Here is a 26,632-nt window from a genome sequence, read left to right on the forward strand (position 1 = left end):
GGTCAGCTCTCCCGGATCGTGGAGTTCGGGTCGGCGATGGCGAGGACGATGTCGACCGTGAAGTTGATCAGCAGCGCGAGGGTGCCGTAGACGAGGACGACCCCCTGCACCAGCGGATAGTCCTTCTGGATGATGGCCTGGACCATCGTCATGCCCAGGCCCGGCCACGCGAAGACGTTCTCCACCAGGACGGTCCCGGTCAGCAGCCCGGCGAGCATCAGTCCGCCGAGGGTGAGCGAGGACGTCAGCAGGTTCGGCAGCGCGTGCCGCACGTAGAGGATCCGCGTGGGCAGCCGCTTGGCGCGGGCGGTGCGCATGTAGTCCTCGTCGAGCACCCGCAGCGTCTCGACCCGCACGATCCGCGACAGCGCGGCCACCGGGCCGATGGCAAGCGCCAGCACCGGCAGCACGTACGATTCGGGCCCGTCCTTCAGCGCCACCGGGAGCCAGCCGAGTTGGGCTCCGAAGATCGCGGCCAATCCCACCGCGAGCAGGAACTCGGGGAGGACGGCCACCACACTGGTGGCACCGACGAATGCCAGTTCGAGGCGTCGGCGGCGGCCGTGGCGGGTGAAAACTCCCGCCGCCATGCCGAGCGGAACGGCGACGACGATGGTGGTGACGAACGCGATGGCCGCGATCTGCATGGTCGAGGGCAGTCGGTCGGAGATGATCTCGGCGACCGGCATCCCGGCACCGATCGACTCGCCCAGGTCACCCTGGAGGAGTCCGGCGACGAAACTCCCGAACTGGTCGGGCAGGGACCGGTCCAGGCCGAGCGCGTGCTTGCGTGCCTCGACCAGTTCGGGGGAGGCCGAGACGCCGAGCGCGGCGCGTACCGGGTCGCCCGGTACCAGGTGGATCATCGCGAACGACGCCGTGATCAGCACGGCGAGCGACACCGTCAGACGGCCGAGGCGCCGGAGTGTGAACGTCACCCACGGGTTGGGCCGGGTATCGGCGAAGCGGCTCGTCGGTGTGGTTGTCATCGGGTCTCTCTCGACCGCGTCGACGTGATGTCGCCGCCGTCCCCGCCGAACGTGACGCTCTTGCCGTGGTGAGGCAGTGCGCCGTTCGCGGACGGGATCGTGCCGACACGCTTCACGAGCACGAACTCGGCGGCGTTCCGGTCGGCGACGTCCCGCGCCGCGACCTGGATGGTCCTTGTCATGGGACTCCTTGCAGGAGGTGGACCGCCCTCGGTCGGACATGGCGGCCGAGGAGGGGGTCAGGTGTCATCCCCGGTTTCGAGGGGTCGTGCGGAGGCCGAAATCCGGATGTGTGGGCCCGATCGGCGCCAACGAGGAAGGGGTACGTCTCGTGGCGACCGTGCTTGTCGTGGACACGTCACCGCCGTTGGGCGGCACTTTGTGTCTCGACCACCCGAGGCCCGATGGTCGGCCTGGTGGTCGTCGCGTCGCCGGGTCGGCGTCTCGAAGAGTGCGGGTGCCGACGGGGCCGTGCTCCGGGTCGGTGTGAGCGGTGCGGGAAGGTTGCCACCGGACGACCGGACGCCGAGGACCCGGCGAAGTCGGCGATCCGTGGCCCTGAACCAGGACGATCCGTGGGGGCTGTGCCGGGCATCGATCCTCGCGGCGGTGTTCCGCCGAGGTGCGGGTACCTCGCCCGGGGCCGGCGTCGGCAGTGCCCCGAACGCACCATTGTCACGGCGAGTTGCCACGCCGTGGCTTGACGGGTTCTGCACCCGAAAAGACAGGCGGTTCCCGATCCCGGTGCGGTCTCCCCGTGCGGGGAACGCGGCGGCACGCGCGAGTGCTTGCCGTTCGACCGGGGCGGATCGTCAGTTCTTCCGCAGCGCGGTGGGGACGATGGCCCCTCGGTCGAGGCGGAAGGTGACGCCCTTGCCGAACATCGTTACCGGGGTGTCCACGAAGGGCACGACGTCGACGCGCTTGAAGAGGGCGACCTCGGCGGCGTTCCAGTCGGCGCAGCCGGCCGCGTCCGACTTGACTCGCGCGGCGGCGACCAGGCGCTGGTGGTCGGGATTGTCCGTCCCGCCGAAGTTCATGCCCTGTGGCGGTCGGGGGCCGCTGAAGAACGGCACCAGTTGGTCGGGCAGGGCCGCGTTGAACGGCGGCCAGGAGACGTCCCAGGCGTCGCCTCCCACGACCGAGGCGAGCGTGGTGCCGGTGAAGGTGGACGTGGTGACCTTTATGCCGAGCGCCTTCCACTGCTGCACTGTCAACTCCGCGGCGGCGAGGATCTGTTCACCGCCGCTCAGGTAGGTGAACCTGATCTCCAGCGTCCTGCCGTCCTTGGTCCAACCGTCGCCGGATTTCGTCCAGCCCGCTGCGGTCAACTCGGCTGCGGCTTGCGCGCGATCGTGTGCCGGCAGGTTGCCGGTGATGTTGTCGGCAGGGCACATCTTGGGTTCGGCGAGCCCGAGTCCCTTGGATGGCACGCCCTTTCCGCCGGTGGCGACGGTGCCTATCTGACCGAGGTCGAGGGCGTGGATCAGGGCCCGCCGGACGTGCTCGTCAGCCGTCGGGTGCCCCGGGGTCTCGGCGAAGAGGAGTTGCCCGAGCAGCAGGTTCACGCTTTGCTGCTTCAGGCCGGCACTCTCCAGGCGTTGTCGGTCGGGGCCCAGGACCTGTGCGATGTTGAGCTGACCGGACAGGAGCAGGTTCGCTGCGGTCGTCTCGCTGGGGACGACCTTGAAGATGACTTTCTCGGGGGACTGGTCGTTGCCGGCGCCGGCCGGGCCCCATGTGTAGCCCTTGCGCTTGACGTACGTGTAGTGGTCGCCCGGCACGACGTCGGAGAGGATGTACGGGCCGGTGCCGTCCGAGGCGCGAGCGAGCGTGTCCGGCGCCTTCAATCCTTTGGGGCACGCAATGGCGACCATCGCGGACATCCGCAGCAACATCGGCGCGGGGTCCCGCGTGGTCACGGTCACTGTACGGGTGGCGTCGTCGGCGGTCGCGGTGGTCGTCCGGGGCACGGACAGACCCAGCAACGGCGATTGGTTCTTCGGGTCGGCTATGTAGTTGAACTGGTTCGCGACATCGGAGACCCCAAGTGGCGTACCGTCGCCGCACGTTACACCCTCGCGCAAGCTGAACTCGACCTTGTCGACGCCGTGGACCGTCCAGGATTTCGCCAGTCCGGGGACCACCTGCCCGTCGGCCGCGATGCTCACGAGGGAGTCGTACGCGAACGCGTTCATCACGCCGGCGGCCGAGTTGGCGGCGGCGAACGGGTTGAGGGTGCCGGGGTCGGATCCCAAGCCGATGGTCACGGTGCCGGCGGCACCACCGGGGCCGCCGCCCCCGCCGCTGCCACCGCACGCCGCGGCGGTCAGACAGGCCGTGGTGGTCAGCGCCACAATCCTGGATGCTGTTCTCATTCTGGACATCAAGTGCACAGGCGTCATTACGGACTTGGCCATCCTGGGGAACCTCCTGAGCGGCCGACGGCAGAACATCGTCGGCGGGGGGATGGCTGACTTTAGACACCCGAGAGGCAGGTCGTGAATCGTCTGTTCGGACGAAACTGGCGCACTAATGTTGTGCGGGAGGACAAGGGGTCTGCTCCGGGCTATGCGTCCGGCGCCTGCGAGGGCAGTGCTTCTCCGGGGAACAGGGTCAGGCTGAACATGTGTCGCACCCGTTCCGGCGAGGGCTCGTTGCCCGCCCGGGCCATGATCACGGCGCGCAAATCCTCGATCATTCCCGCGAGTTCGTCCCGGCTGAGCCAGAGCGCGTGCTGGCGGAAACCCACCAGGTCGTGGATGGGGTCGGCACCCTCGCGATCGAGGTAGGCGTTGAACTCGGCCTGCAAGGTCGCCGCAGCCACCGCGAATGTCCGGCGGTAGTCCTCGGCCGACATCGAGGCGGCCGTATCGGCGTCGATCACCGTTTTGCCGCGGCACAACACGTACCGGCGTTCGATGGCCCCGCGGACCCGCTCCTCGCTCTCGACCGCGAGGACTTCGCCGCCGACCAGATGGCCGACGTGCCGGTAGACGGTGGCCTGCGACACGTCCGACAGCAGGGCGCACAACTCCGAGGTGGTGCGCGCCCGTCCGTCGTACATGGCATGGACGATGCGCATTCGTACGGGGTGCAGAAACAGGTCGACCGTATCCATGGACAGGACAATGCCATCGCCGCTACCTTTCTCAAAAATGAGAGTAGTTAGGACGCAGACCATGCCGAACCCATCGCCCGCAATCGGCCCCGACGCCGTGCTCCCCCCTCCCCCGCTGGGGCGCCGGCACGCCGTCGGCGGCCGACGGCTGATGCTGCATCGCTCCGGCTCCGGCGGCCCGGCCGTGGTGTTCCTCCCAGGAGGTGGGATGGTCGGTCTGGACTACCTCAACATTCACGACCGGACGGCCGAGCTGACCACCAGCGTGCTCTACGACCGCGCAGGCACCGGTTGGAGCGACCGGGCCGAACTGCCGCGCTCCGCCGGCGAGGTCGCGGACGAACTGCACGGCCTGCTGCGTTCCGCGGACATACCCGCCCCCTACATATTGGTGGGCCATTCCCTGGGCGGGTCCTATGCGCGCATGTTCGCGCAACGCTTCCCCGCTCAGGTGGCGGGCCTGCTCCTGCTGGATCCCTCCCACGAGGACTTCCTCGCCCGCGTGCCCGAGGAGGTGCGACAACACACGGAGCAAATGCGGCAGCAGCTGGAGCAGTTGCGGATCGAGGGATTGCCGGACCCGACACCGGAGCAACTGCGACAGGTTCTCGATCAGCTCGCACCGATCTCGGGGGGATGGCCGGAGTCGGTTCGCCGACCACTCGTCGACTACCACCTCGACGCGTGGCGGACCAGCCTCGACGAGGCATGGAACCTCGACAGCGAGATCGCCGACGAACTGCGGAGCGGTCCGGGCCTGCCGGATGTGCCGTTGATCGTGCTCACCGCTCTGGCGGAAGAGGAGGCCGAGGCCCGGATGTGGCCCGCCGAGACACGGCAGAAATGCAGCGACGCCAAGGCCGCGCTGCACGCCGAACTGGCCCGCTCGGTACGAAACGGTGAGCACCGAACCCTCGCCGACGCCGGACACGTCTGGCTCCACGAGCAACGCGCGGACGCCGTGCTCCGAGCCATCGACGATCTGCTCCGCACGGCGCGATGACACCCCCACCGGCCGACCGCCCCGGGGCACACCGGGGATCGACGCCCGCCCCACGCGTGCCGGCCGACGACGGCGAACAAGGCCGGCGCGGGCCCGGCCCCGTTGCGGCAGCGCTGATGGAGGCTCCGCACCACGGCCGCCCGGCGCACCGCAACCCACGGGGCCGCCGGATCGTCCGACCCACCCATGGGCGGATGCCATGCCGCCGAAGCCTCGGCGCCAGTTGTCCGACGCCGATCCGGACCAGCTCGCACCGGCCGGCCCGTGGCACTGTGTCGACGCGTGTCCCCTATATACAGCCACCGCGCCCCGGGACTCGTCCCGCTCGACGCGGCCGACTGACAGCCACACCCGGCACCCCTGGGCGGCCCAACCCTCCGAACGGCTCGATCGACCCGGCCAAAAAGGTGGAGCGCCGACCGAGCCTCACGCCCGGCCCGGATCGAAGCGCGTTGTCGACGCGCGATCGCCTCGGCAGCTACTCGGGCACGATGCCGCTCCGCCGGTCGCATGCCGCCGAGGGGGTCGGAGCCGTAGACGAGGGTGACGCCGCTGCGGTGGGCGCGTTCCGAGGCGGCGAGCCCCGAGTCCAGGACCTCGTCCGCCGTGCGGCGGCTGTCCTCGGGCAGCCCGAACTCGTTTGCGGTATCGGCAACGTTCGTTGCCCTCCTCGGCGATGGTTGGATTGAATGCGACGCATGGACGAGCCCTCCCCTATCGCCATCACGCTGGCACAGGTCGGCCCGCGACTTCGCCGCATCCGTACCGAGCGTGGCCTGACCCTGTCCGCACTGGCCGAGGCAACGGGGATCTCCATCAGCACCCTGTCCAGGTTGGAATCCGGCCGACGCCGCGCGAGCCTGGAAATGTTGTTGCCGATCGCGCAGGCCCACAGGTTGCCGCTGGACGAACTCCTCGGAACCCTTGAGTCGGGCAAGTCCCGGATGCACACCAGACCTCGTGTACGCCACGGCAGAGTCCATTTTTCACTGACCAACCGCCCGAGCCCCCTGCAGGCGTGGAAGTTGGTCATCCCGGCCGCACAGAACCGGCCCGAGCCGTGCACGCATGAGGGGCACGTGTGGCTGTACGTCCTGTCCGGACGGGTACGGGTCGTCTTGGGCGACCGCGAGCTGGTTCTGGAGCCGGGCGAGGCCGTCGAGTTCGACACCGGCGTGCCTCACTGGTTCGGTCCCCTCGGTGGCTCGGCCGTGGAGGTCCTCGGCCTATTGGGCGGCCGGGGCGAGCGCGTACACGTCCGCACCGGATTGCGGTCCCGTTGAACACCGTGCTCGCCGGACGAGCACGTCGCCCGCTCGGCCCGGCTCGAAGCTCGGACCCCTCGGCGCCACCAGTGTCGGAAGCTGTTTCCCCAGCGCAACCACGCGGCCTGATCAAACCCCGGGCGGGCGAAACCTGTCCCCGACGCCGAACCGCTTGTCCGCGATCGAGAAGAGGTCAGTGGTTGCGGTGCGGCCACCAGTGTTCAGGGAGGGCACGGGGTTGATGGGACGGTGGAGGAGTTGGGGCAGGACTGGCGTCTTCGGTGGCGCGGTCGCCCTACCCAAGGTGGTTGCCGTGCGGCCGGCTCGCATTGAGGGGCGGAGCATTCTTCGGACGCGTTGATGGTGGCCTTCCCGCCGGCAGGGCGTGCTGCATCGCGCCCGGGTGGGTGCCCAGCACACCGATGCTGCCCGCCGACGACGGGTCTGCGGTGGCCCCGCCAGGGCGACGGGCGCGCACCTCGGCACCCTCGCGGTCGGTACGGCGTCAAGCCAATCGTTCACACGGAGCCCCTGCTCCATCCCACTCCCGCCGTGAGGTACATCCGTGCAGGTCATGACCACGATGCGCAAGCGAGTACCGGCTCTGGCCGCTCTTGTGCTGTTGCTTCTCACCGCTGTCGCGGCCCTGTTGCCGTTACGTGTCTCCGAGCCCCGGCCGGCCTCCGCCCCCGTCGGCGAGTTCTCGGCGGCCCGTGCGGTGGCCCGGCTCGACAACATCGCGAAGGTCCCGCACCCGGCGGGTTCGGCCGCGCAGTCGCAGGTACGGGAGTATCTCGTCGGCGAGCTGCGGAAGTTGGGGTTGCGGCCCGAGGTCCAGGCCCGAGTCGCCCCCTCCGACCCCGACGGCAACCCGGCTGTCGTCGGGTCCGTCTCCAACATCCACGCCACGATCCCCGGCAGGGAGCCCACCGGCCGGGTCCTCCTCGTCGCCCACTACGACTCCGTGCCGATCGCCCCCGGCGCCTCCGACGACGGCGCCAACGTCGCCGCCATCCTCGAAATCGCCCGCGCACTCGGGACCGGACCGCAGCTCCGCAACGACCTCGAGATCCTGTTCACCGACGGCGAGGAGCAAGGACTGCTCGGCGCACGGGCGTTCGTCGACGCCGAGGCGGGCACACGCCGAGCCGCCGACCCCCGGCGGACCGTCGTGGTGAACATGGAGGGCCGGGGCCCCTCCGGGCCCGTCGTGATGTTCCAGATGGCGGGCACCGGTCTCGTCCCCGCCGTGCGAGCCTCCGGTGCCTTCACCACGTCGTTCTCCGCGGCGATCTACGACCGACTGCCCAACGACACCGACCTGACAGCCTTCGACGAGGCCGGCATGCGGGGGCTCAACTTCGCCTTCATGGACGGCTCCGGGCACTATCACACCACCCACGACGACATCGCCCGGCTCGACCGCGCGAGCGTGCAGGACATGGGGGAAGCGGCACTCGCAGCAGTCCGGCAGCTCGGCGGGGCGGACCTCTCACAAACCGGTCCGGACGCCACCTACTTCTCCCTGTTCGGCACGGTCGTGTCCTACCCGGCATGGCTGGTCCTGCCGCTCGCCGTGGTGACGCTCCTGGGCGTGCCTGTGCTGCTGTGGTTCGGCCGGCGCCGCGGGTTGTCCCCGGGCGGGGCCGGACGGGCCGCCGCGACCTTCCCGCTCACGCTGATCGGCGCGGCGGCCGGCGGCCTGGCCGGGTGGTGGGTACTGAGCCTGGCCCGACCGGACTTCGCGCTCGGTGAGGGCAGCGTGTACCACCTCGGCCGATACGCGTGGGGTGGGGTGTTGCTGCTCCTGGTGCTGCTCGTCGCCTGGTACCGCTGGGCCCGCCGCAAGGCGTCGCCGTTGGACGTCGTGGTGGGTGTGCTCGGCTGGTTCGCGCTGCTCGCCGTGGTCTGCGCGGTGCTGCTGCCCCAGGGCGCCTACCTCTTCACCTGGCCGGCGCTGATCGGGACGGTCGTCGTGGGCGTGACGTTGAGGTTCACAGCCGCGGACTCCCCGTGGCGGGCGGTGAGCGGAGCGCTGACCGCCGTGCCGGTTGTGGCACTCGTCCTGCCGGTGGTGCTCGTGCTGCTGCCCGCCCTGGGACTGACGCTCATCGCCGCACCGCTGGTCCTCGCGGTACTGCCCGCGGCGTTGCTGCCCGGTCTCCTGGAGCCCCTGCCCTCGCGCCGGGCGGTCACCGCCGGGATGCTCGCGGTGGCGGTGGCGGGTGCCGGCACGCTGGTCGTGGGCACGACCCTCGACGGGTACAGCACCGACGAACCCCGGCCGGTCAGCCTGGGATACGTCCTGGAGTCCGACACCGGCAAGGCCACCTGGGTCAGCCTCGGCGACACCTCCCAGCCCACCGTCGGCAAGCTCCTCACCGGTGAACCGGCACGCTACGACGACCGCGTCCCCTCGCTGGGCGGCCTCGCACTGGCGAACGGAGCGGCCAGGACCGCACCCCTGGACACACCGTCGACCAAGGACGTCTCGGTCGCCGAGGCCGACGGCGTACGTACGATCCGAGTCCGCATCCAGGCCCCCGCCGACGCGCACACCATCGACGTCCACGCCGACACCGGCGCCCACGAGATCCTCGACGCCACCGTCGAGGGCGCGAAGCTCGCCGGCGGCCCCAAGCACCCGGAGCGCGGCTGGGGCTGGAGCTTCAGCTACGCCGCCCCGCCCGCCGACGGCATCGACGTCGTCATCCGCACCCGCGGCAACGGCCCCCTGCCGCTCCGCGTGATGTCCACCGCCGTCGGCCTGCCAAACGGGGCCGGCGCACCCGCCCCGGCCCCGGACGAGAGCTGGGCGAGCTGGCCGTCGGTCGCCGGACAGACCTTCGTCGTACGGACCTTCCGGCTCTGAACCCACCCCACCAGAGCCCGCATCGGTTCCGGCCGCGACCGGGAGAGTCCGGTTCGGCGGAGGGCGCAGAGGTGCGCCGGATCGGCGCCATCAGCGAGCCGACGGTTATCACAGATATCATGGACCTTCTTAGTCCATGATACTGTGCGGATCACACATGGAGACGAGAGAAGGAAAGATCGTCATGCGGATTGCCATCGCCGGCGCGACCGGGAACATCGGGGCCCGGACCGCCACAGCCCTCGAAAAGAGCGGGCACGACGTCGTGCGGATCAGCCGCTCGCTCGGCGTGGACCTGTCGACCGGGGACGGGCTGGACGACGCACTGTCCGGCGTCGAGGTGGTCGTCGACGCGATCACCGCGCCGGTGACCGACCGAGCCGGGACGGTGGCGTACTTCGGCACGACCACCCGGAACCTGCTGGCCGCCGAGGAGCGGGCCGGCGTCCGCCACCACGTGCTGCTCTCGATCGCCGGCGTCGGTCGAAACGAGGGCAATGCGCACCACGCCGGCAAGCGCGAACAGGAGCGCCTCGTGGCGGCGGGGCCGGTGCCGTGGACCATCGTCCCGGCCACCCAGTTCCACGACTTCGCCGCGATGGTGACGAGCTGGACCGAACAGGACGGGGTCGCCGACATCGCGCCGCTGCTCGTCCAGCCGATCGCCCCCGCGGACGTCGCCGACATCCTCGCCGAGATCGCGGTCGGCGAGCCGCAGGGGCGCTACGTCGACGTGGCCGGGCCCGAACCGCAGGACCTGGTGGACATGGCCCGGCGCACCAACGAGGCACGCGGGCGCACGGTGCGGCTCGTGCCGACCTGGTCGTCGGTGTTCGATACGTCGATGGCCGGCGACGTGCTGCTCCCCGGCGAGGGCGCCCGGATCGCACCGACCACCTTCGACGAGTGGCTCCGGGAGCAGCGGTAGCGCCAAAGCACTTCGCCGAGTCCGGGCTTCGACCACCATCGGTCGGTCGGAACTCGCCGACCGGGGTGACCACGGCGGCCGTGCCGCAGGCCGAGACCTCGGAGAGTGTGGTCGCCGGCCTCGCCGGTCGACCGGGAACGCGACGCAGCGATACCCGGATCGCTGCGTCGCCCTCGGTGAGCGGGCCCCGAACGTGTTCCTGAACACCCCGAACCAGTCACGCCCGCGATTGGCGCTCCGGCGCCGGGCGGATGAGCTTGAGCATGATCTCGTCGCACTCCCGGTCCACGCGCCGGCTCTCCTCCGCGAAGCCCATCCGGGCGTGGGACCGGCGTGCGGAAGTGTTCTTCTCGTACACCTCCAGCGTCAGCGCGCCGTGCAAGGCCGCCGCGCTCGTCGGCGGGAACGTACGGGCGGATCACGGGATCTTCGGACATGCGCGGCCATACCCCTATGGGGGATGGGCCGGCTCGGCCGCCGCCGTCGCCGGGCCTTCGTCGAGCATCGTCGCCGTGTCGACGACGCCACCGCCGTCAGCTTGCGCGCGAAACGCCGCTCGCCCTCCGGACGAACCTTTGCCCGACTTCTCGATGCGAGAGCCCCACCCACCCTTGAAAGCCCGCGCCGCCGGCAAGGCCCCGGAGAGCGTTGCCGCCCGCCACGCCGACACCCGGTCCCGCGCCTCGACGGGACGCCGTCCGGGAGCAAACGCGCCGACCCGAATCCGCGCGCGCCCTGTCCCTGAACGTCACTCGAAATCCCTGGGTCTCCCCGGCCTGCGCGTCGCTCACGGACTTACGCGAACTTTCGGACACATCCCCCGAGACGGCCGGCGGCAGCGCCGGGGGACGGCGCCGGAAAGCGATTCTCGGCGGCGCGGCTTCAGGGTTGGACGTGTGGGCGTTCGTGCTGCGCCCGCCAGGAGGGCGTGGCCACGCCGGACATGACGATCATCACGATGTCCTCGGCGAGGGTGTCGGTGATGGGGAGGTGGCCGAAGAGCGCCCGGTAGTACGTGGTCGAGGCCAGCAGGTCGAGGAGAAGGTCGAGATCGGCGTCGGGGCGGATGTCGCCGCGGTCGATGCCTCGGCGCAGGGCGGTGGCCGTGGCGGCGCGGCGGGGGTCGAAGAGGCGAGTGAAGAAGTCTTCGGCCAGTGCCGGGTCGGCGGCGATGTCGGCGACCAGGGCGGGCCACACGCGACGGGTGCCGGGGCCGGCGAAGGCGGCGGTGAGGGTCGCGATGCCGGCGATGAGGTCGCAGTGGGTGCAGCCGGTATCGGGGGTCGGGGCGTCCCCCATGGTCGCTACGAGGGCGTCGACGACCAGGTGGCGGCGCGACGGCCAGCGGCGGCGGATGGCCGGCTTGGTGGTGCCGGCGCGTACGGCGACCGCCTCCAGGGTGAAGTCGGCGTAGCCGCCTTCCTCGAGGAGTCGCATGGTGGCCGCGAGGACTGCCTCGTCGATGCGGTGGTCGCGGGGGCGGCCCCGGTTGGTCGGGATCAGTCGCGTACCGGAGCTGGCCATGGTCACGAGTATAGAGCGCGTCTACTATCGTTCCGTTCTGGAACGGAACATAATTCGCGACGACCCGGGAGTCGACCTTGTCAGCCGAGCTGCAGCGCAAACTCGAAACGACAGTCGAGCCGAAAATGGACAGGACACACATGGGGACACCCGCGGGCCTCCGTCGGGCGGAGGGAGAGGGGACGGCCTCGCCTCCGGGATCGGGGAAGGCCCCGCCGCCGGCGATCACCGGCGTCGACGCGGCTGACGGCGTTGCCCCTGATGACGCCACCGACCCCGCCGACCGCGCGGGGGTGTGGGATCACGGGCATCGGGCGCTGTCGTTGGGGTTGTTGATCTCGGTGGGCCTCGTCGCCTTCGAAGCCATGGGTGTCGTCGCGATCATGCCGCACATCGCACGGCGGCTCGACGGGCTGGAATCGTACGGCTGGGGCCTGTCCGCGCTGATGCTCGCGAGCATCCTGGGCGCGGTCGTCGCCGGTACGGCCGGAGACCGTGTGGGCCCGCGTCGGCCGCTCGCGGTGGCCCTCGGCCTGCTGGCGGCGGGTTGTGTGGTCGCCGGTGTCGCGCCCACGTGGTGGGTCTTCGTGGTCGGCAGGTTCGTCCAGGGGCTGGGGGTCGGCGCGATCATGGGCCTGGCCTACCTGGTGATCGGCCGGGCCTACCCCGATCACCTGCAAGCGCGCATGGTGGCGCTCACCTCCTCGGCGTGGACCCTGCCCGCGCTCATCGGTCCGGTGATCGCGGGTACGCTCGCCGATCGGCTCTCGTGGCGTTCTCTGTTTCTCCTCCTGCCGATTCCGACCATGCTCGCGGCCCTGCTGACGTTGCCGGCGCTCCGTGCGCTGGGCGGCTCGGGAGACTCGGGCGGTTCGACGGCTCCGGGGGCAAGCGGGGATGCCCCTGGGGCGGGAACCTCTCAGGCGGGGGCTGCGGACACAGCCGGCGAGGCGGGGAACACGAAGGGGCGGCGGCTTCGAGACCTTGCGGCGAGTCTCGTACTCGCTTTGGGGATGGGGCTGATGATCGCCGCGTTCGAGTTCTCCTCGTTGGTGCCGGTGCTGCTCCTCGCATCGGTCGGCGCGGTCGTCGCCGTGCTCTCCTATCGCGCACTCACTCCGGCCGGAACCACGCGCGCCCGACGCGGGCTGCCGGCCGGGATCGCCATGCGATGGCTGCTCGCAGGGGCCTACTTCGGGGCGGACACCTTCCTTCCCCTGGGGCTGACCGAGCTGCGTGGGTTGAGCACCGTCGAAGCCGGACTCGGACTGTCGGCGGGCGCGTTGACGTGGGTGGCGGGCTCCGCGCTCCAGGCACGGTGGGACGACCGCCACGGCGCGCGACTGCGCCCGACGCACAGCGCGGTCGGCAGCGCGGTGCTGTTCCTCGGCATCGCGATCCTGGCCGGCACCGTACTGATCGACGCCGTACCGCCGTTGGTGGCCGTACTGGGCTGGGCGATCGGCGGGTTCGGGATGGGCATCGCGTACAACGCCGCCTCCGCCGCGGTCCTCGCGCAGGCCCCGACCGACCAACAGGGCCGCACCGGCGCGGCGCTCCAGCTGTCCCAGACCTCCGCGATCGCCGCACTCAGCGGCCTCGGCGGCGGCGCCGTCGCCCTGACCCACAACCACGGCGCGGGCATGGGTACCGCGCTCGGCATGACGTTCGGACTGACCGCACTACTCGCCTTGGCGGCCGTGGCGGTATCAAGCCGGATCAAACCACCGACCGAGGGCTGAGAGACGGCCGGCCGGGCCCGGGCCCGGATTCGGGCGGGTATCCGGTGCATCCGGCCGCCTTCGGTAGGGCTTTGGCCACGCCGTGTATCGAAACGCGCGTGCTCGCCCGGGTCACCGGCGAGACAAGTCTCGTGACTCGGGCCGTGCGGGTCACGGAAACGCGTGTGCCCGCCGCAGACTTCTCGTCCCATGGAATCCACGGCCTGGACATCCGGTTCATGCCCTCGGGAGACATCGGATCCCTGGACCTGGGGATGACGCCGCACGTACAGCGGGCCGACGACGAACTCCTGACCCGGGTGGTGTTCGGCGAGCCCAACGACCGGGCCCTCGGTGTGTACGAATCCATCCCGAGCGAGGAATGGAGCAGCCATTGAGCGGCGCCCTCAACGACCGCGAGCGAGCCGAGGGTGAACGACACACCCAGGCCGTCCTCGCCCTCGCCCGCCGTCGCGTCAACGTCCTGTGGGCCCTGCTGCGTGACGGGCGGTGCTATCGGACCACACCACCCGTCACCCTCGCCGCTGACAACAGGATCAGGAATCGATCAGTTCACTCTTCGGCGCATCGAGCGGTATTGCTCGGCATCGTGAGCACTGACGGATACAGGTTCGCCTGCGGCGTATGCGGAGTCCAACAGGGCTGGGGCGGTGTCGAGACGAGCGGCGCGCCCCAGCGCGTACAGGCCGAGTGCCGCGGCGCCGAGTGCGGTGCCTTCCGCGCCCGAGGAGAACACCGTGGGTCGGTCGAGCGCGGCGGCGACCACGGTCTGCCACAACGGCGAGCGGAAGGTGCCGCCGGTGATGCGCACGGAGGTGATGGGATGGACGCGGTCCAGGTCGGCGACGATTTCCGCGAGACGAAGAGCGGTTCCTTCGACGGCGGCGCGCACGAAGTGGCCGCGGGTGTGGTGGTGGGTGAGCCCCAGATAGGCGCCGCGCAACTGTGGGTTCCACAGCGGTGAGCGTTCGGGAAGCAGGTAGGGGAGCATGACCAGGCCGTCACTGCCGATGGGTACCGCTTCGGCCAGTTCGAGCAGCTCGGTGTCGCGTCGTGGACCCGCTTCCAGATCGGAGGCGAATACGTCTCCGGCCCAGCGGACCACGCTGCCGCCGTTACTGACCGCGCCGCCGATCACCCAGATCGAGTCGGTCAGCGCGTAGCTGAACAGTCGGCCCTCCGGATCCGCGTACGGTTCGGTCGCGACGGTTCGCACCGCGCCGCTGGTGCCCAGCGAGAGTCCGGCCACGCCGGGGGCCATCGCCCCGGTGCCGAGGTTGCCGAGGGGGCCGTCGGCTGCGCCCGTGACGACGGGAGTGCCGGCGGGGATGCCGGTTGCCCGTGCCGCGGCGGGTGAGAGGTCCAGGACCGCGGTGGTGGGCAGTATTCGGGGCAGTTGCTCGGGCCGGACACCGGTGAGCCGGAGCGCCTCGGGGTTCCACTGTCGTGTTGTCATGTCCAGCATGCCGGTTCCGGAGGCAGAGGACAGTTCCGTGACGAGATCGCCCGTCAGCTGCAGCAGGACATGGTCCTTCAATCCGGCCCACCAACGGGTTCGCGACCACAGCTCCGGTGTTTCCTGGCGGAACCACAGCAGTTTGGCGAGTGGGGTCATCGGATGGACGGGAGTGCCGGAGACGCGCTGTAGTTCGGTTGCCTGCCCGGAGAGGTGCAGTTGCCACGCCTGGTCCACGGCACGGTCGTCCGCCCACGTCACCAAGGGTGTGAGTGGGTGTTTGCGGTCGTCCAGGGCGAGCAGGCCGTGCATCGCCGTACCGACGGATATCGCCACGATGCGCGAGCCCGTGCAGGCGTTCGCGCATTCGCTCAGGACGTGGGTGATCGCGGCCGAGACGTGCGCCAGGTTCTGGGCGGGACCGGGCGGGCACTCCCGGGTGGCGAGATGTCGCCGGGTGGAGCCGAGCCGGAAGGCGACGGCTTTGACCGCGGTGGTCCCGACATCGAGGCCGATGACGACCTCGCCGGTCATATGAGGTCCCCGGCCTGGGCCGTGACCGCCGGCAGCGCACTGTCGAGGCCGCCCTCGGGAGTCCGGCCGCGGCCCGCTTCGGTGACGGTCGGCGTGACGACCGCCGGGTCCGGTGACGACCGGTCGGTGAACCGGGTGGCGCGGTCCGCGCCCGGATGCGCCGCGCCGACCGACGCGATCGACTCGCACCGGTCGCCGTCGCTCCCCCGGGCGATCAGGGTGTACATGCCGCCTTGGGCGGTCGGGCGCCGGGCGTTGTCGGTGCTGCTCCCGGTGAAGGAGGCGATGCCCCGGTGGACGGTGTCCGTCGCGTGCCCGGTGTACCAGGCCCGGTGTGCGCGGAAGAACCCGCCCGGTCCCGGATGGAGGAGGCGAATCGGCGCCGGACGCCCGTCGAGGGTGCGGGTCGAGGCGGTGATCACAGCTTGAACGCCTTTCGCGGGTTGACCGTGACCAGATCCACGGCCGTCTCCATCGCCTCGTCCTCGTCGAGTCGGTGCTCGGCGACCAGTTCGGCGAGATAGCCGCAGTCCAGCCGCCGCGACATGTCGTGTCGGGCGGGGATGGAGCAGAAGGCTCGGGTGTCGTCGACGAAGCCGGACGTCCGGGAGAAGCCCGCTGTCTCGGTAACCGCGCGGCGGAACCGGCGGATGGCGTCGGGGGCGTCGAGGAACCACCACGGGGCGCCCGCGTAGACCGAGGGGTAGAACCCGGCCAGCGGAGCGATCTCCCTGGTGAAGACGGCCTCGTCGAGGGTGAACAGGATCAGGTGGAATCCTTCGGCGGTTCCGTACCTTTGCAGGAGCGGACGCAGGGCGTCGGTGAACTCGGCGCGCAGCGGGATGTCGTGGCCGGTGTCGGGGCCGTACCGGTGGTGGGTGGGCGCGTGATGGTTGCGGCGCACGGATGGGTGCAGGGTCATCACGAGGCCGTCGTCGCAGGACATGCGGGCCATCTCGAGCAGCATGTGTCGACGGAAGGCGACGCCCTCGGCTTCGCTCGCCGTGCCCTGCAGGGCGGCCCGGTAGATGCGGGCGGCCTCGCCGTGGGTCAGCGGTTCGGTGCCCACGTCCGGGTGGCTGTGGTCGGCGGAGGTGGCGCCGTGCGCGATGAAGTGGCGTCGTCGGTTTTCCAACGCCCGGATGTAGCCGTCGTAGTCCGAGGTGTCGACGTCCGCGGCCTCGCCCAGGCGGGTCACGGCCTTTCCCCAACCCTGACCGGGTTCCAGGTAGCGGTCGGGCCGGAAGGTGGGGAGGACCCGCGCCGTCCATTCGGGGTCGGCGGCCAGCGCCCGGTGAGCGGCCAGATCGTCCGCGGGGTCGTCGGTGGTGGCCAGCACCTCGATGCCGAAGCGGCGGAACAGTGCCCGCGGGTGGAAGGCCGGATCGGCCAGCCGCGCGGCGATCCGGTCGTAGATCCGGTCGGCCGTGGCCGCGGCGGGCCGCTCGGTCACGCCGAAGATCTCGACGAGTTCCGCCTCCATCCAGTAGCGGACAGGGGTCCCTCGGAAGGCGGTCCAGTGCTCACACATCGTGCGCCACACCTGGCGGCCCTGCTGTTCGGGCAGTGGCCCCTGCCCTACTCCGAGTTCGTCGAGCGGGACACCGCGGGCGTGCAGCAGGCGCGTGACGTAGTGATCGGAGGAGATCAGCAGACTCGCCGGATCGCTGAACGGCTTGTCGTCGACCAGCAGCCGAGGGTCCACGTGACCGTGCGGCGACAGGATCGGCAGGTCGCGGACCGCTTCGTAGAGACGGCGGGCGACGGCGCGTGTTTGTGCGTCGACGGGCAAGAGCCTGTCGGGATGGAGTGAGGAGGGCATGTTCCGAATGGTTGTCCGCAGCCGGAGGCCACGGCAACCGGTTGTCATGTGTTGCCGCGAGAGCTTGTGTGCGGGGGTGGGCACAGGCGTCGATCAGCAAGGACTGTGGGCGACTTGGGCCGCTGGGGGGTAGCCGGCAACGGAACGGGGCTCATTCCCGGCCGTCCGACCCCCACGATGGAGCCCCGGCCGCCGGCGTGAGGGGTGCCGCGATCTGCGCGGCGAGGTGCCCGGCCCCGAAGCCGTTGTCGATGTTGACGACCGCGACCCCGGGGCTGCACGCGTTGAGCATCGACAGCAGGGGTGCCAGGCCGCCGAAGGCCGCTCCGTAGCCGACGGAGGTCGGCACCGCGACGACGGGCGCGGCGACCAGCCCCGCCACCACGCTGGGCAGCGCGCCGTCCATGCCTGCGGCAACCACCACGACCCGGGCGGAACGCAGCAGGTCGAGCATGCCGATCACGCGGTGGAGCCCGGCAACGCCCACGTCCACGGCCAGCTCACAGCGCCGTCCCAGATAGCGGGCGGTCAGTTCGGCCTCGAGCGCCACCGGGAGGTCGGAGGTGCCCGCCGCCAACACGACCACGAGACCTCCCTCCGGAGCGGGCGGTTCGGGCGGCCACACCAGCAACCGGGCGTCCGACTCGTGACGGGCGTCGGGCAGTTCGGCGAGGACGGCCCGCGCGTGCTCGGGACCGGCGCGGGTGAACAGGGCCACCGCCCGGCCGCGCTCGCGCAGCTCGACAGCGATCGCGCCCACCTGGTCCGGGGTCTTCCCCTCGCAGAAGATCGCCTCCGGATACCCCCTGCGGTCGATCCGCTCATGGTCGAGACGTGCGAACGATTCAGCCATGGCGAACTCCGATCAGGGAAAGCGTGAAGGCGCCCGATTGCATGCCGGCGAGATCGACGGCGACCATCCGGAACCCGGCGGCACGGACCACCGCCAGAGCCGACTCGCGCAGGTCGCCCGCGAGCGCCACAATCTCGGCGACGGGCACCTCGATCCGTGCGACATCGCCGTGGTGGCGGACCCGGCAGTCGCTGAAACCCAGCCCCCGCAGGCCCCGTTCCGCCGCCTCCACCTGTCTCAGCTTTTGCGGTGTGACCTCGCTGAAGTGCGGGATCCGCGAGGCCAGACAAGGCGCGGCCGGTTTGTCCGCGCACGGCAGGCCCAGCGCGGCGGCGATCCGGCGGACCGCCGCCTTGTCCAGGCCCGCGTCGGCGAGCGGGCGCAGCACCCGGTGGCGCATGGCGGCCCTGCCGCCGGGACGGTCCGCACGCACCACGTCGTCGGCGTTCTCCCCGTAGGCGACGGCCGTCAGGCCGTGCGCCCGGACCACCTCCGCGGAAATGCGGGCGAACAACTCGTCCTTGCAGTGGAAGCACCGGTCGGGGCCGTTGGCCCGGTAGGCCGGCAGGTCGCCCTCATGGGTGGCGACCTCGACCACGCGCGCACCGATCTTCACGGCGACTCGCAGGGCTGCCGTCCGCTCGTCTGCGGCGAGGCTGGGCGAGACGCCGAGCACCGCGACCACGCGGTCGGCGCCCAGCGCTCGGACGGCCAGGGCCAACAGTACGGAGGAGTCCACTCCCCCGGAGAAGGCCACACCGAGCCGTCCGGGCGTGTGGAGCAGTGTTCCGACGCGGTCGGCGGCCTCGCTGTCGGCGTCGGACAGTCCCGGGAGCATGACGTGCTTCTCCTGTTCGAGGCCGGCTCGACGGTTTGCGGCCGTCGATTCCGCGCCGGCGGGTTCGCAGTGCACGAGCGGCCGACTCGGGTCGCCGGTCGCGGGTGAGCACACCCTTTTTGTCGCCGCCGACCCGGTGGATGCCGTCGCAGGTCCGGAAGTCCGCGAAGTTCCATACGTGCTCGCCAACGAACGCCTCGATTCGGTCGAACACCCGGTGGTGCATCTCCGGGTAATGCCTGCTGATACTTGTCCGTCCGGGAGATGTCCCGGGTTCCCGACGTCCACGCCGATGACGACGTCTTCGGTCAGGTGAGTTCCCAGGCGCGGGCGGTGAGCGCCTCGACCAGTTCGGTGTCTCGGGCGAGGGCGGGATCGAGGAAGGCCAGCACGGCGTGCGCGGCGTCGGACGGTGAGCCGGTGAGGACCGGGGCGGCGGCGTCTCGTACCGGGATCCCGTTGCTGCCGAGCAGGTGCAGCAACCACGCTGCGATGACGCGGAGCGCACCGGGCGGCATCGCCCCGGCCGTCCGCTCGGCGTAGAGCGTCGGAAGCACGCGCACCGGGATCTTCTGGGCTCCGTCCTCGGCGATCTTGGCGAGGGTGTGTCGGATGCGCGGGTTCGCGAAGCGGGCCGTCAGCGCGTCCCGGTAGGCGGCCAGCGCGGTTTCGGGGAAGTCCAGGTGGGCCGAGGCCTCGTCCCACCATTCGCGCACCCAGACCCGGCAGACCGGATCGGCCACGGCCTCGGCGACGGTGGCGTGCCCGCGAAACGGCGCCGCGTACGCCAACAGCGAGTGAGCGCCGTTCAGCAGCGACAGTTTGCGTTCCTCGTACGGCGTGACGTCGGCGACGAAGCGGGCACCGGCGTCCTCCCAGCGGGGCCGCCCGGCCGGAAACTCGCCGTTGAGCACCCACTCGGTGAACGGCTCGGTGACGACGGGGACTTCGTCGCGGCGCCCGGTCGCCTCGCGGACGGCGGCCACGTCGTCCGCAGTGGTCCACGGGGTGATCCGATCGACCATGGTGCCGACGTACGAGGCGTGCGCGGCCGCCTCGCGCCATCCGGGACGCCCGATCGTGTCCGCCAGTTCGCCGATCACCCGGGCGGTGACCTCGCCGTTTCCCGGCAGGTTGTCGCACGGCACGACAGCCACGGGGCCGCCGCTCGCGCGCTGCCTGGCGGCCAGCCCGGCCAGCAGCCGCGCGGCGACTGTCGATACCGGGGCCTCCGGATCGGCGCGAAGTGCGGCGATATCGGCGCTCACATCGGCGCGTCGGGTGTCCAGGCCGCCCCCGGCGGCGCGTGTGTACGCCGCCTCGGTGACCGTCAGGGTGACCACCGCGAGTTCCGGCCGCCGCCAGTGGTCCAGCCACGCGGCGTGGTCGCCGCCGGAGTGCGCCGAGGTGAGCGAACCGACCACCTCGAAGCGGTCGCGGTCGGGAGCGCGGGTGACCAACGTGTAGAGCCCGTCCTGGGCGGTGAGCCGCTCGGCGATCGCGGTGCTGCGCCCGGTGAACGCCGCGATCCCCCACCGGTCGGCGTCGCCGGCGTGCTCGGTGTACCAGGCCTGATGGGCCCGGAAGAAGCCGCCCAGGCCGAGGTGGAGCATGCGCACCGGCGCGGCGGGGCGTCCGTCGTCCGCGCGGGACAAGGGCCGGGTCGCGGGTTGGGCGGTCACAGTTCGAAGACCTTTCGCGGGTTGACGCTCGCCGGTTCCGTCGCCGCCTCGAATGCCTCGTCCCGGCCGAGCCGGTGCGGTGACGGGATCGGCAGGTCGCGCACCGTCTCGTACCGGCGCCGGGCGAGAGCCCGCACACCGGGGTCGACGGGGAGTGGTCGGTCGGAGTGGGGGCTTGGCATGACGGCATGTTCGCTGCCGTCGGCCTGGCGCGGCAACCGGTTGCCATGTGTTGCCCTGGGCACTTGCACCGTGTCGGACGCCATGATCCCCTGGCCGCCATGACAGCACAGATAGGTGGGCCGGGCGCCGTCCTCCCCGAGGCCCGGGTGCGAGCCTTCGTCGCCGAACAACTGGCCGACGAGGATCTCGACGGCCGGAGCGTATGCCTGGTGGTACCCGACGGCACCCGCAGTTGCCCGCTTCCGCTGCTGCTCGCCGCGGTGCACGAGGCGCTGTACGGCCGGGTCTCCCGGTTGACGGTGCTTGTCGCGTTGGGTACGCACGCGCCGATGGGCGAGGCCGAACTGGCCACCCACGTCCCGCCGCTGCCGGGCATGACCGTCCTCAACCACGAGTGGTGGAAGCCGTCGACGTTCGCCTCGGTCGGCACGATCGGCGCCGAGCGCGTGGCCGAGTTGTCCGGCGGGCTGCTGCGCCAAGAGGTCGACGTGCGCCTCAACCGGGCCGTCGTGGACCACGACGTGGCCTTGGTCGTCGGCCCGGTCTTCCCGCACGAAGTGGTCGGCTTCTCCGGCGGTGACAAGTACTTCTTCCCCGGCGTCGCGGGCGCCGACATCATCGACCTGTCGCACTGGCTCGGGGCCCTGATCACCAGCGCGGAGATCATCGGAACGCGCGGCATCACCCCGGTCCGCGCGCTGATCCACGAGGCGGCCGCGCTGATCCCGAGCCGCAGGCGCGCACTGTGCGTCGTGGTCGAATCCGGCACCGGAGCGCTGCAGTCGATGGCGTACGGGACCCCGGAGGCGGCCTGGTCGGCGGCGGCCGACGTGTCCGCGCAGGTCCACGTCCGCTACCTCGACGCCCCCGTGCGGCGTGTGCTGTCCGTGATCCCGGAGAAGTACGAGGACATCTGGACCGCGGCGAAGGGCTTTTACAAGCTCGAACCGGTCGTCGCGGACGGCGGCGAGGTCGTCCTGTACGCACCGCACGTGCGGACGATCTCCGCGATGCACCCGGAGATCGAGGAGATCGGCTACCACTGCCGCGACTACTTCACCAAGCAGTGGGACCGCTTCAAGCACCTGCACTGGGGCGTCCTGGCGCACTCCACCCACCTGCGCGGCGCGGGTACGTACGACGAAGAGCGCGGCGAGCACTGCCGGTTGACCGTCACCCTCGCGACCGGCATTCCCGAAAGCGTCGTCCGCGGGGCGAACCTCGGCCATCTGGACCCCTCCGCGGTGGATTTCGCGGCGTTCGCCGCCGACCCGGACACACTCGTCGTGCCGCAAGCCGGCGAGGTCCTGCATCGGCTGCGCCCGTGAGGGCCGCGTGGGTCGATGCGTCCGCCGGCATCGCCGGGGACATGCTGCTCGCCGCCCTCGTCGACGGCGGGGCCGCGCTGAGCACCGTGCGTGCCGCGGTGGAGGCCGTGGTCCCCGGCGAGGTACGCCTCGCGCAGACACAGGTCATCCGCGCCGGTATGCGAGCGACGCGGATCCACGTGACGCCGAGCGACGACGACCACGCACACCGAACATGGCGTGATGTACGCCGCCTCATCGAGCAGGCGCCCCTGGCCGATCCGGTCCGCGCGTCGGCACTGGCCGCCTTCGCCCGCCTCGCCGTCGCCGAGGCACGTGTCCACGGCACCGCAACGGAAGAGGTGCACTTCCACGAGGTGGGTGCCTGGGATTCCATCGCCGACGTCGTCGGTGTCTGTGCCGCGCTTCACGACCTCGCCGTGACCGATCTGACGGCAGGTCCGGTGGCGTTGGGCGTCGGCCGCGTCACCACCGCCCACGGCGAACTTCCCGTCCCGGTCCCCGCGGTGGCCGAACTCGCCGCCGAGTGGCAGGTGTTCGCGGGCGGCGAGGGCGAACTCGCCACCCCCACCGGCATGGCGCTGCTCACCACCCTGGCCCGCGAGTGCTCCCCCCTGCCACACCTGCGTCTGGAGCGAACCGGCATCGGGGCCGGCAGCCGCGACACCCCCGGACGCCCCAACGTCACCCGCGTCTTCCTCGGCACCCCGGCCCCCGCCACGACCCCGGACTCCGCCGTCGACGCCTCCGAAGCCGTCGTCCTGGAAACCAATATCGACGACCTGGACCCGCGCGCATGGCCCAGCGTCCTCGCGTCCCTCATGGAGGCCGGCGCCTCGGACGCCTGGCTGACCCCCATCCTCATGAAGAAGGGCCGCCCCGCGCACACGCTCTCCGTCCTGTGCCCACCGCAAGGCGCCCAACCCCTCCGTGACGCCGTCTTCCGCCTCACCACCACCCTGGGCGTACGCGAACGGCCGGTCCGCAAAACCGAACTCCAACGAGGCTGGACGCACGTGGACGTCCTCGGCAGCCGCCTCCCCGTCAAGGTAGGCCACCATTGCGGCAGAATCCTCCAAGCAACCCCCGAGTTCGCTCCCGCCGCCGCCCTCGCCGCCCGTCTCGGCCTTCCCGTCCACACCGTCCTTGCCGCCACCACCACCGCCGCCCACCAAGCGGGCCTGACCTCCAGCGCCCCCACCCCGCAGACGCTCACCTCCGAACCCGCCTGAATCCGCGGCGCAGCCGACGGAGGCGGGGACGCCCACGCCGGGGTGCCGACGACGCCGGCGAGGGCGCCGTCCATGCCCACAGCGACGACGATGGCATGCGCGGCGCGGAGGCGGTCGAGAGGGTCGAGACCGCAGTGGCGGCGGGCGACTCCGCGATCAGGGGCATGGCGCGGGCGCCGGATACCGGTCAGGGCGACGGTCATCGTCGTCGACCCGGACGACCGCGCGGTGGGTGACGGCGTCGAGGCGGAGTACAGTGCGCTCCCTCCCACCATCCCATGGGCAGCCATGGCGTCGTCCGATACCCGGTGTCGCCGCCCCAGACCTGCGGCTTTCCCGCGAGAACGGAAGTGAGATCGGGTGAGCGAGCGTGACGACGCACCGACCGCCGCAACCGGCGGGAGCAAGGCACCGACGATCTACGACGTCGCCCGGGCCGCGGGCGTGGCCGCGTCCACCGTGTCCCGGGCGTTCGCCAGGCCGGGCCGGGTCAACGCGGTGACCGCGGAACGCATCCGGCGGCTGGCCGCGGAACTCGGCTACCGCGTCAATCCGTTGGCATCGGGATTGCCCACCGGCCGCACCTCGATGCTCGCGTTGGTGGTTTCCGACGTGACCAACCCGTTCTACGCCGAGATCATCCGGGGAGCCGAGTCCGCCGCCGCCGAGGCCGGCTTCGTCCTCCTGCTGATCGACGCCCAGGAGTCCGACCGGGTGGAACGCGCCAGCCTGGAAAGGGCGTTGCCCGCCGTCGAGGGACTCGTACTGGCGGGTACCCGACTGTCGGACTCGGCCATCCGCATGACTGCCAAGCAGCGGCCGGTGGTCGTCCTCAACCGGGACGTCGCCGACGTCCCCAGCATCACCCTCGACAACCCGCACGGCATGCTCGTGACCGCGGAACATCTGGCACGGTTGGGTCATCGCACGGTGACCTACGTGGCCGGCCCGGCGGCCTCATGGGCGGACGGGATGCGCTTGCGGAGCCTGCGCGAGGCGGCGACCGGGCTGGACATGCGGGTGCAGCGCGTGGGCCCGTTCGCGCCGACGGTCGCAGGCGGTCGCGAAGCTGCCGACGCGCTCCCCGAGGACCTGCCGACCGCCGTCGTGGCCTACAACGACCAACTGGCGATCGGGGCCATGCTCGCTCTCCAGGCACGCGGCGTCCGAGTTCCCGAGGACGTCAGCATGGTCGGCTTCGACGACATATTCCCGACGCGCATCGTCAGGCCCGGGCTGACCACCGTCGCCGCCCCGCTGCGCGCCCAGGGACGGGCTGCCGTCGACGCGCTGCTGTCCTCGCGCGGCAACCCGGCACCGCGCACCGGCAAGCCCATGACCCTGCCGGTGAAGCTGGTCGTCCGTGACTCGACGGCACAGGCCCGGCGCACCCGGCGTCCGAGCTCGTAAGGCGGTATGGGCTCGCGGACTTCGTCGGCCACCGCTTCATCCGCAGCCCGGCCTTGAGCCCCTCTGCGACCCGCGGACGCTCGCCGGCCGGGCAGTGACCGCACCTGATCCAGGATCCGCACCGACGCGAGCACGCGCATCCGACGCTCCGGTGGTGGTGAACCGCGGCGCTGCTACCGCCCTGTGACCGGGGCCGTGGGAGCGACCTCGGCGAGCCAGGCGTCGGCGATCAGCCGATGCCCCAGAGGGCTCGGGTGGACGCCGTCCGGGGCCAGCTCCTCCGGCTCCCGGTCCTGCGCCGCGCGGGGCAGCACGAGGTCCGCGCGAACCACTTGGGCTCCGTTGTGCGCAGCCGCCCGCAGGACGGCGTCGGTACGCGGCGACAGGTCCTCGAACCAGCGTTCCTGGTCCGGCCCGACCGGAAGCAGGAACGGGGTGATGACGATCAGCTGCGCGGACAGTTTGCGCGCGGTGGTCGCGAGCAGGCGGTCGAGGCACGCCTCGAACTCGTCGACCGGACTGAGGAGGTCTCGGTCGTAGCGTCGCCAGGTGTCGTTGATGCCGATCTTGACCGTGACGACAGTGGGCCGGTGCTCCATGACGTCGGTGTTCCAGCGGGATTCGAGGTCGTACACGCGGTGGCCGTTGATCCCCCTGTTGATGATGCGGGGGCCGGGTCCGTCGTGCGCCCGCTCGCGCAGCGTCCGCGCGATCTCGTGGACGTATCCCGCGCCGAGCGACGCGGGATCCGCGCGGTCGCGGCCCGCGTCGGTGATGGAGTCGCCGATGAACAGGAGCGTGTCGTCGTCCTTGGGATGCATGCCTGCCGTCCTGGCGTCTTGGTGGGTGGGCGGGCGACGGGACATCTCACTCGTGACCCGCCGGATCACAGTCGACCACGTCGGATCGAGGAGGCTTGTTCCGCGGCGTGCCTCAGGGTCTCGGCCTCGCGCGCCAGCACCGCGGGGTCGTCGCCGGGGACGAACTCCAGGAGCGCCTCGACACCCCGGCCCGCCGACAGGCCGAGGGCCGCGATCCACAGGTCCCGGCGATCCGCCAGCGGCAGCCGGTTGTTGCCCGGCCACCACGAGAAGACATGCACGGCGGTGACCCGGTCGCCGAGTTCGACGAGCCCTGCCAGCGCCTGCTCGTCGGGGACGTCGAGCGGCGGCTGCCAGTACGTGCGGACGTTGTCCGCGCCCACCTCGTCCAGCAGCCGGACGGTCGAGGCGACGGTGTCGGTGAGCGTTCCGCCGTGGAACTCCGTCGCGAGTTCCAGGCCGTGGTCCGCGGCGATCCGGGCCGCCTCCCGCAGGCAGCGCACGGTTTCGTCGCGCTCGTCCGGCAGGGCGGACCGCGATCCGGTTCCGCCCGCCCAGACCCGTACCCGGGGCGCCCCGAGCAGCACGGCGGCCCGGGCGACAGCGGGGAACCCGGCCGGCTCGGCGGGGGTGGCCCGAAAGTACGAACCGTACGAGCAACAGGCCAGCCCGTAGCGGTCGGAGACCTCACGGACCGCGCGGAGCGTGCCGGGCTCCCCCGGGGGCGCGTGCACGTCCGCTCCCCACTCGATCACCTCCAGGCCCGCGTCGGCGGCGCGTCGCGCGACCTCGGCGGCGGGCAGCCCGCGGAAGGTGACCGAGCACAGGCCCGGACGGGTCCGCCCGGTGTCCGGCCCGGCCGGCGGGCGGAGCGAGGCGGGGTTCGCCGCGCTCCGTTGGCTCTCCTCGGTCATGGCCCTGCCTTCCTGCGATCGGCCCGCGGGTGGTCTGCGATTGTCTCGCGCGGTCCGACGCGGTCCGCCCGCACGGGGTTCGGGCGGACCGCTTCGGAAGGACCGGCGGGGCCGG

General features: G+C 71.3%; 24 protein-coding genes and 2 pseudogenes. 10 read left to right on the top strand and 16 right to left on the bottom strand.

The annotated features are described in order from the left end of the window. Positions 1-2 precede the first annotated feature (2 nt). The 4 genes from A3IC_RS0141930 to A3IC_RS0141945 form a co-directional block, all read right to left on the bottom strand. Positions 3-989: an ABC transporter permease gene (locus A3IC_RS0141930; RefSeq protein WP_020556051.1), complete on the bottom strand. Its 987-nt coding sequence runs from the start codon at positions 987-989 to the stop codon at positions 3-5. Beyond that, positions 986-1,171, bottom strand: a complete 186-nt coding sequence (locus A3IC_RS63375; protein ID WP_020556052.1) for a hypothetical protein — start codon at positions 1,169-1,171, stop codon at positions 986-988. Before A3IC_RS63375 ends, A3IC_RS0141930 begins: the two co-directional genes overlap by 4 nt. A gap of 630 nt (positions 1,172-1,801) precedes the next feature. Further along, positions 1,802-3,367: an ABC transporter substrate-binding protein gene (locus tag A3IC_RS0141940; RefSeq protein ID WP_026219349.1), complete on the bottom strand. Its 1,566-nt coding sequence runs from the start codon at positions 3,365-3,367 to the stop codon at positions 1,802-1,804. Positions 3,368-3,558: 191 nt separating this feature from the next. Continuing rightward, positions 3,559-4,110, bottom strand: a complete 552-nt coding sequence (locus A3IC_RS0141945; protein WP_026219350.1) for a helix-turn-helix domain-containing protein — start codon at positions 4,108-4,110, stop codon at positions 3,559-3,561. A 61-nt stretch (positions 4,111-4,171) separates the two neighbouring features. Here A3IC_RS0141945 and A3IC_RS0141950 point away from each other — a divergent pair, with 61 nt between their 5' ends. From A3IC_RS0141950 to A3IC_RS0141965, 4 genes are all read left to right on the top strand, one after another. Beyond that, positions 4,172-5,113 carry an alpha/beta fold hydrolase gene (locus tag A3IC_RS0141950; RefSeq protein WP_063744953.1) on the top strand — a complete coding sequence of 314 codons (942 nt, stop codon included), beginning with the start codon at positions 4,172-4,174 and terminating at the stop codon, positions 5,111-5,113. A 689-nt stretch (positions 5,114-5,802) separates the two neighbouring features. Continuing rightward, on the top strand, positions 5,803-6,396 hold the full coding sequence (locus A3IC_RS0141955) for a helix-turn-helix domain-containing protein (protein ID WP_020556057.1): 594 nt from the start codon (positions 5,803-5,805) through the stop codon (positions 6,394-6,396). Positions 6,397-6,952: 556 nt separating this feature from the next. Then, positions 6,953-9,250, top strand: a complete 2,298-nt coding sequence (locus tag A3IC_RS59660; RefSeq protein ID WP_079027028.1) for a M20/M25/M40 family metallo-hydrolase — start codon at positions 6,953-6,955, stop codon at positions 9,248-9,250. Between the two features lie 184 nt (positions 9,251-9,434). Beyond that, a complete protein-coding gene (locus A3IC_RS0141965) occupies positions 9,435-10,178 on the top strand; it encodes an SDR family oxidoreductase (RefSeq protein ID WP_020556059.1) in 744 nt (247 codons plus the stop codon). Positions 10,179-10,395: 217 nt separating this feature from the next. Here the strand turns inward: A3IC_RS0141965 and A3IC_RS59665 are convergent, their stop codons facing one another. Further along, a complete protein-coding gene (locus A3IC_RS59665; protein ID WP_020556060.1) occupies positions 10,396-10,560 on the bottom strand; it encodes a hypothetical protein in 165 nt (54 codons plus the stop codon). A 500-nt stretch (positions 10,561-11,060) separates the two neighbouring features. Next, on the bottom strand, positions 11,061-11,702 hold the full coding sequence (locus A3IC_RS0141975) for a TetR/AcrR family transcriptional regulator (RefSeq protein ID WP_020556061.1): 642 nt from the start codon (positions 11,700-11,702) through the stop codon (positions 11,061-11,063). 293 nt (positions 11,703-11,995) lie between these two features. On the opposite strand from A3IC_RS0141975, the gene A3IC_RS0141980 reads away from it, so the two are divergent. The 3 genes and pseudogenes from A3IC_RS0141980 to A3IC_RS73845 all read left to right on the top strand — a co-directional run. Continuing rightward, positions 11,996-13,444, top strand: a complete 1,449-nt coding sequence (locus tag A3IC_RS0141980) for an MFS transporter (protein WP_020556062.1) — start codon at positions 11,996-11,998, stop codon at positions 13,442-13,444. 164 nt (positions 13,445-13,608) lie between these two features. Then, positions 13,609-13,821, top strand: coding sequence for a hypothetical protein (locus A3IC_RS0141985; protein ID WP_158696322.1), 213 nt, complete (start codon positions 13,609-13,611; stop codon positions 13,819-13,821). A 14-nt stretch (positions 13,822-13,835) separates the two neighbouring features. Next, positions 13,836-13,970 (top strand): annotated as a pseudogene (locus A3IC_RS73845) (IS110 family transposase); the annotation flags it as partial. Positions 13,971-13,991: 21 nt separating this feature from the next. On the opposite strand, the gene A3IC_RS0141990 reads toward A3IC_RS73845, so the two are convergent. From A3IC_RS0141990 to A3IC_RS66045, 8 genes and pseudogenes are all read right to left on the bottom strand, one after another. Continuing rightward, positions 13,992-15,434 carry a gluconokinase gene (locus A3IC_RS0141990; protein WP_020556064.1) on the bottom strand — a complete coding sequence of 481 codons (1,443 nt, stop codon included), beginning with the start codon at positions 15,432-15,434 and terminating at the stop codon, positions 13,992-13,994. Continuing rightward, positions 15,431-15,856 (bottom strand): Rossmann-fold NAD(P)-binding domain-containing protein, encoded by a 426-nt coding sequence (locus A3IC_RS69330; protein ID WP_020556065.1) that lies wholly within the window; start codon positions 15,854-15,856, stop codon positions 15,431-15,433. Before A3IC_RS69330 ends, A3IC_RS0141990 begins: the two co-directional genes overlap by 4 nt. Continuing rightward, the gene (gene uxaC, locus A3IC_RS0142000) at positions 15,853-17,256 is read right to left on the bottom strand and encodes a glucuronate isomerase (protein ID WP_026219353.1); all 1,404 of its coding nucleotides are present in this window, start codon (positions 17,254-17,256) and stop codon (positions 15,853-15,855) included. Before uxaC ends, A3IC_RS69330 begins: the two co-directional genes overlap by 4 nt. 151 nt (positions 17,257-17,407) lie before the next feature. After that, the gene (larB, locus tag A3IC_RS0142005) at positions 17,408-18,109 is read right to left on the bottom strand and encodes a nickel pincer cofactor biosynthesis protein LarB (protein WP_020556067.1); all 702 of its coding nucleotides are present in this window, start codon (positions 18,107-18,109) and stop codon (positions 17,408-17,410) included. Further along, positions 18,102-18,947 carry an ATP-dependent sacrificial sulfur transferase LarE gene (larE, locus tag A3IC_RS0142010; protein ID WP_040878115.1) on the bottom strand — a complete coding sequence of 282 codons (846 nt, stop codon included), beginning with the start codon at positions 18,945-18,947 and terminating at the stop codon, positions 18,102-18,104. The genes larB and larE overlap by 8 nt, the downstream gene beginning before the upstream one ends. A 112-nt stretch (positions 18,948-19,059) precedes the next feature. Further along, positions 19,060-19,173: pseudogene (locus A3IC_RS71870) on the bottom strand (hypothetical protein); the annotation flags it as partial. A gap of 82 nt (positions 19,174-19,255) precedes the next feature. Then, a complete protein-coding gene (locus tag A3IC_RS0142015) occupies positions 19,256-20,629 on the bottom strand; it encodes a mannitol dehydrogenase family protein (protein WP_020556069.1) in 1,374 nt (457 codons plus the stop codon). Continuing rightward, positions 20,626-20,811 carry a hypothetical protein gene (locus A3IC_RS66045; RefSeq protein ID WP_079027031.1) on the bottom strand — a complete coding sequence of 62 codons (186 nt, stop codon included), beginning with the start codon at positions 20,809-20,811 and terminating at the stop codon, positions 20,626-20,628. The genes A3IC_RS0142015 and A3IC_RS66045 overlap by 4 nt, the downstream gene beginning before the upstream one ends. 99 nt (positions 20,812-20,910) lie before the next feature. Between A3IC_RS66045 and A3IC_RS0142025 the strand changes: the two genes are divergently transcribed. From A3IC_RS0142025 to A3IC_RS0142035, 3 genes are all read left to right on the top strand, one after another. Continuing rightward, positions 20,911-22,140 (top strand): lactate racemase domain-containing protein, encoded by a 1,230-nt coding sequence (locus tag A3IC_RS0142025; RefSeq protein WP_040878024.1) that lies wholly within the window; start codon positions 20,911-20,913, stop codon positions 22,138-22,140. Continuing rightward, the gene (gene larC / locus A3IC_RS59670; protein ID WP_020556072.1) at positions 22,137-23,372 is read left to right on the top strand and encodes a nickel pincer cofactor biosynthesis protein LarC; all 1,236 of its coding nucleotides are present in this window, start codon (positions 22,137-22,139) and stop codon (positions 23,370-23,372) included. The genes A3IC_RS0142025 and larC overlap by 4 nt, the downstream gene beginning before the upstream one ends. Positions 23,373-23,732: 360 nt before the next feature. Then, on the top strand, positions 23,733-24,782 hold the full coding sequence (locus A3IC_RS0142035) for a LacI family DNA-binding transcriptional regulator (RefSeq protein WP_020556073.1): 1,050 nt from the start codon (positions 23,733-23,735) through the stop codon (positions 24,780-24,782). Positions 24,783-24,955: 173 nt separating this feature from the next. Here the strand turns inward: A3IC_RS0142035 and A3IC_RS0142040 are convergent, their stop codons facing one another. Together A3IC_RS0142040 and A3IC_RS0142045 are read right to left on the bottom strand one after the other, a co-directional pair. Next, positions 24,956-25,603, bottom strand: a complete 648-nt coding sequence (locus A3IC_RS0142040) for an SGNH/GDSL hydrolase family protein (protein ID WP_020556074.1) — start codon at positions 25,601-25,603, stop codon at positions 24,956-24,958. 65 nt (positions 25,604-25,668) lie between these two features. Next, positions 25,669-26,517, bottom strand: a complete 849-nt coding sequence (locus tag A3IC_RS0142045) for a sugar phosphate isomerase/epimerase family protein (RefSeq protein WP_020556075.1) — start codon at positions 26,515-26,517, stop codon at positions 25,669-25,671. Positions 26,518-26,632: the final 115 nt, after the last annotated feature.

The organism is Embleya scabrispora DSM 41855 (genome assembly GCF_000372745.1).
In the GTDB taxonomy this organism is placed as follows: domain Bacteria; phylum Actinomycetota; class Actinomycetes; order Streptomycetales; family Streptomycetaceae; genus Embleya; species Embleya scabrispora.

Bases quoted from the DNA above. Each gene is read 5' to 3' on its own strand.
- larE (WP_040878115.1), bottom strand. From the start codon at position 18,947: ATGCTCCCGGGACTGTCCGACGCCGACAGCGAGGCCGCCGACCGCGTC.
- A3IC_RS0142025 (WP_040878024.1), top strand. From the start codon at position 20,911: ATGACAGCACAGATAGGTGGGCCGGGCGCCGTCCTCCCCGAGGCCCGG.
- A3IC_RS63375 (WP_020556052.1), bottom strand. From the start codon at position 1,171: ATGACAAGGACCATCCAGGTCGCGGCGCGGGACGTCGCCGACCGGAAC.
- A3IC_RS0141950 (WP_063744953.1), top strand. From the start codon at position 4,172: ATGCCGAACCCATCGCCCGCAATCGGCCCCGACGCCGTGCTCCCCCCT.
- A3IC_RS0141990 (WP_020556064.1), bottom strand. From the start codon at position 15,434: ATGACCGGCGAGGTCGTCATCGGCCTCGATGTCGGGACCACCGCGGTC.
- A3IC_RS0141945 (WP_026219350.1), bottom strand. From the start codon at position 4,110: ATGGATACGGTCGACCTGTTTCTGCACCCCGTACGAATGCGCATCGTC.
- A3IC_RS59660 (WP_079027028.1), top strand. From the start codon at position 6,953: ATGACCACGATGCGCAAGCGAGTACCGGCTCTGGCCGCTCTTGTGCTG.
- A3IC_RS0141930 (WP_020556051.1), bottom strand. From the start codon at position 989: ATGACAACCACACCGACGAGCCGCTTCGCCGATACCCGGCCCAACCCG.
- A3IC_RS0142045 (WP_020556075.1), bottom strand. From the start codon at position 26,517: ATGACCGAGGAGAGCCAACGGAGCGCGGCGAACCCCGCCTCGCTCCGC.
- uxaC (WP_026219353.1), bottom strand. From the start codon at position 17,256: ATGCCCTCCTCACTCCATCCCGACAGGCTCTTGCCCGTCGACGCACAA.
- A3IC_RS0141955 (WP_020556057.1), top strand. From the start codon at position 5,803: ATGCGACGCATGGACGAGCCCTCCCCTATCGCCATCACGCTGGCACAG.
- A3IC_RS0141940 (WP_026219349.1), bottom strand. From the start codon at position 3,367: ATGAGAACAGCATCCAGGATTGTGGCGCTGACCACCACGGCCTGTCTG.
- A3IC_RS66045 (WP_079027031.1), bottom strand. From the start codon at position 20,811: ATGCCAAGCCCCCACTCCGACCGACCACTCCCCGTCGACCCCGGTGTG.
- larB (WP_020556067.1), bottom strand. From the start codon at position 18,109: ATGGCTGAATCGTTCGCACGTCTCGACCATGAGCGGATCGACCGCAGG.
- A3IC_RS0141965 (WP_020556059.1), top strand. From the start codon at position 9,435: ATGCGGATTGCCATCGCCGGCGCGACCGGGAACATCGGGGCCCGGACC.
- A3IC_RS0141975 (WP_020556061.1), bottom strand. From the start codon at position 11,702: ATGGCCAGCTCCGGTACGCGACTGATCCCGACCAACCGGGGCCGCCCC.
- A3IC_RS0142040 (WP_020556074.1), bottom strand. From the start codon at position 25,603: ATGCATCCCAAGGACGACGACACGCTCCTGTTCATCGGCGACTCCATC.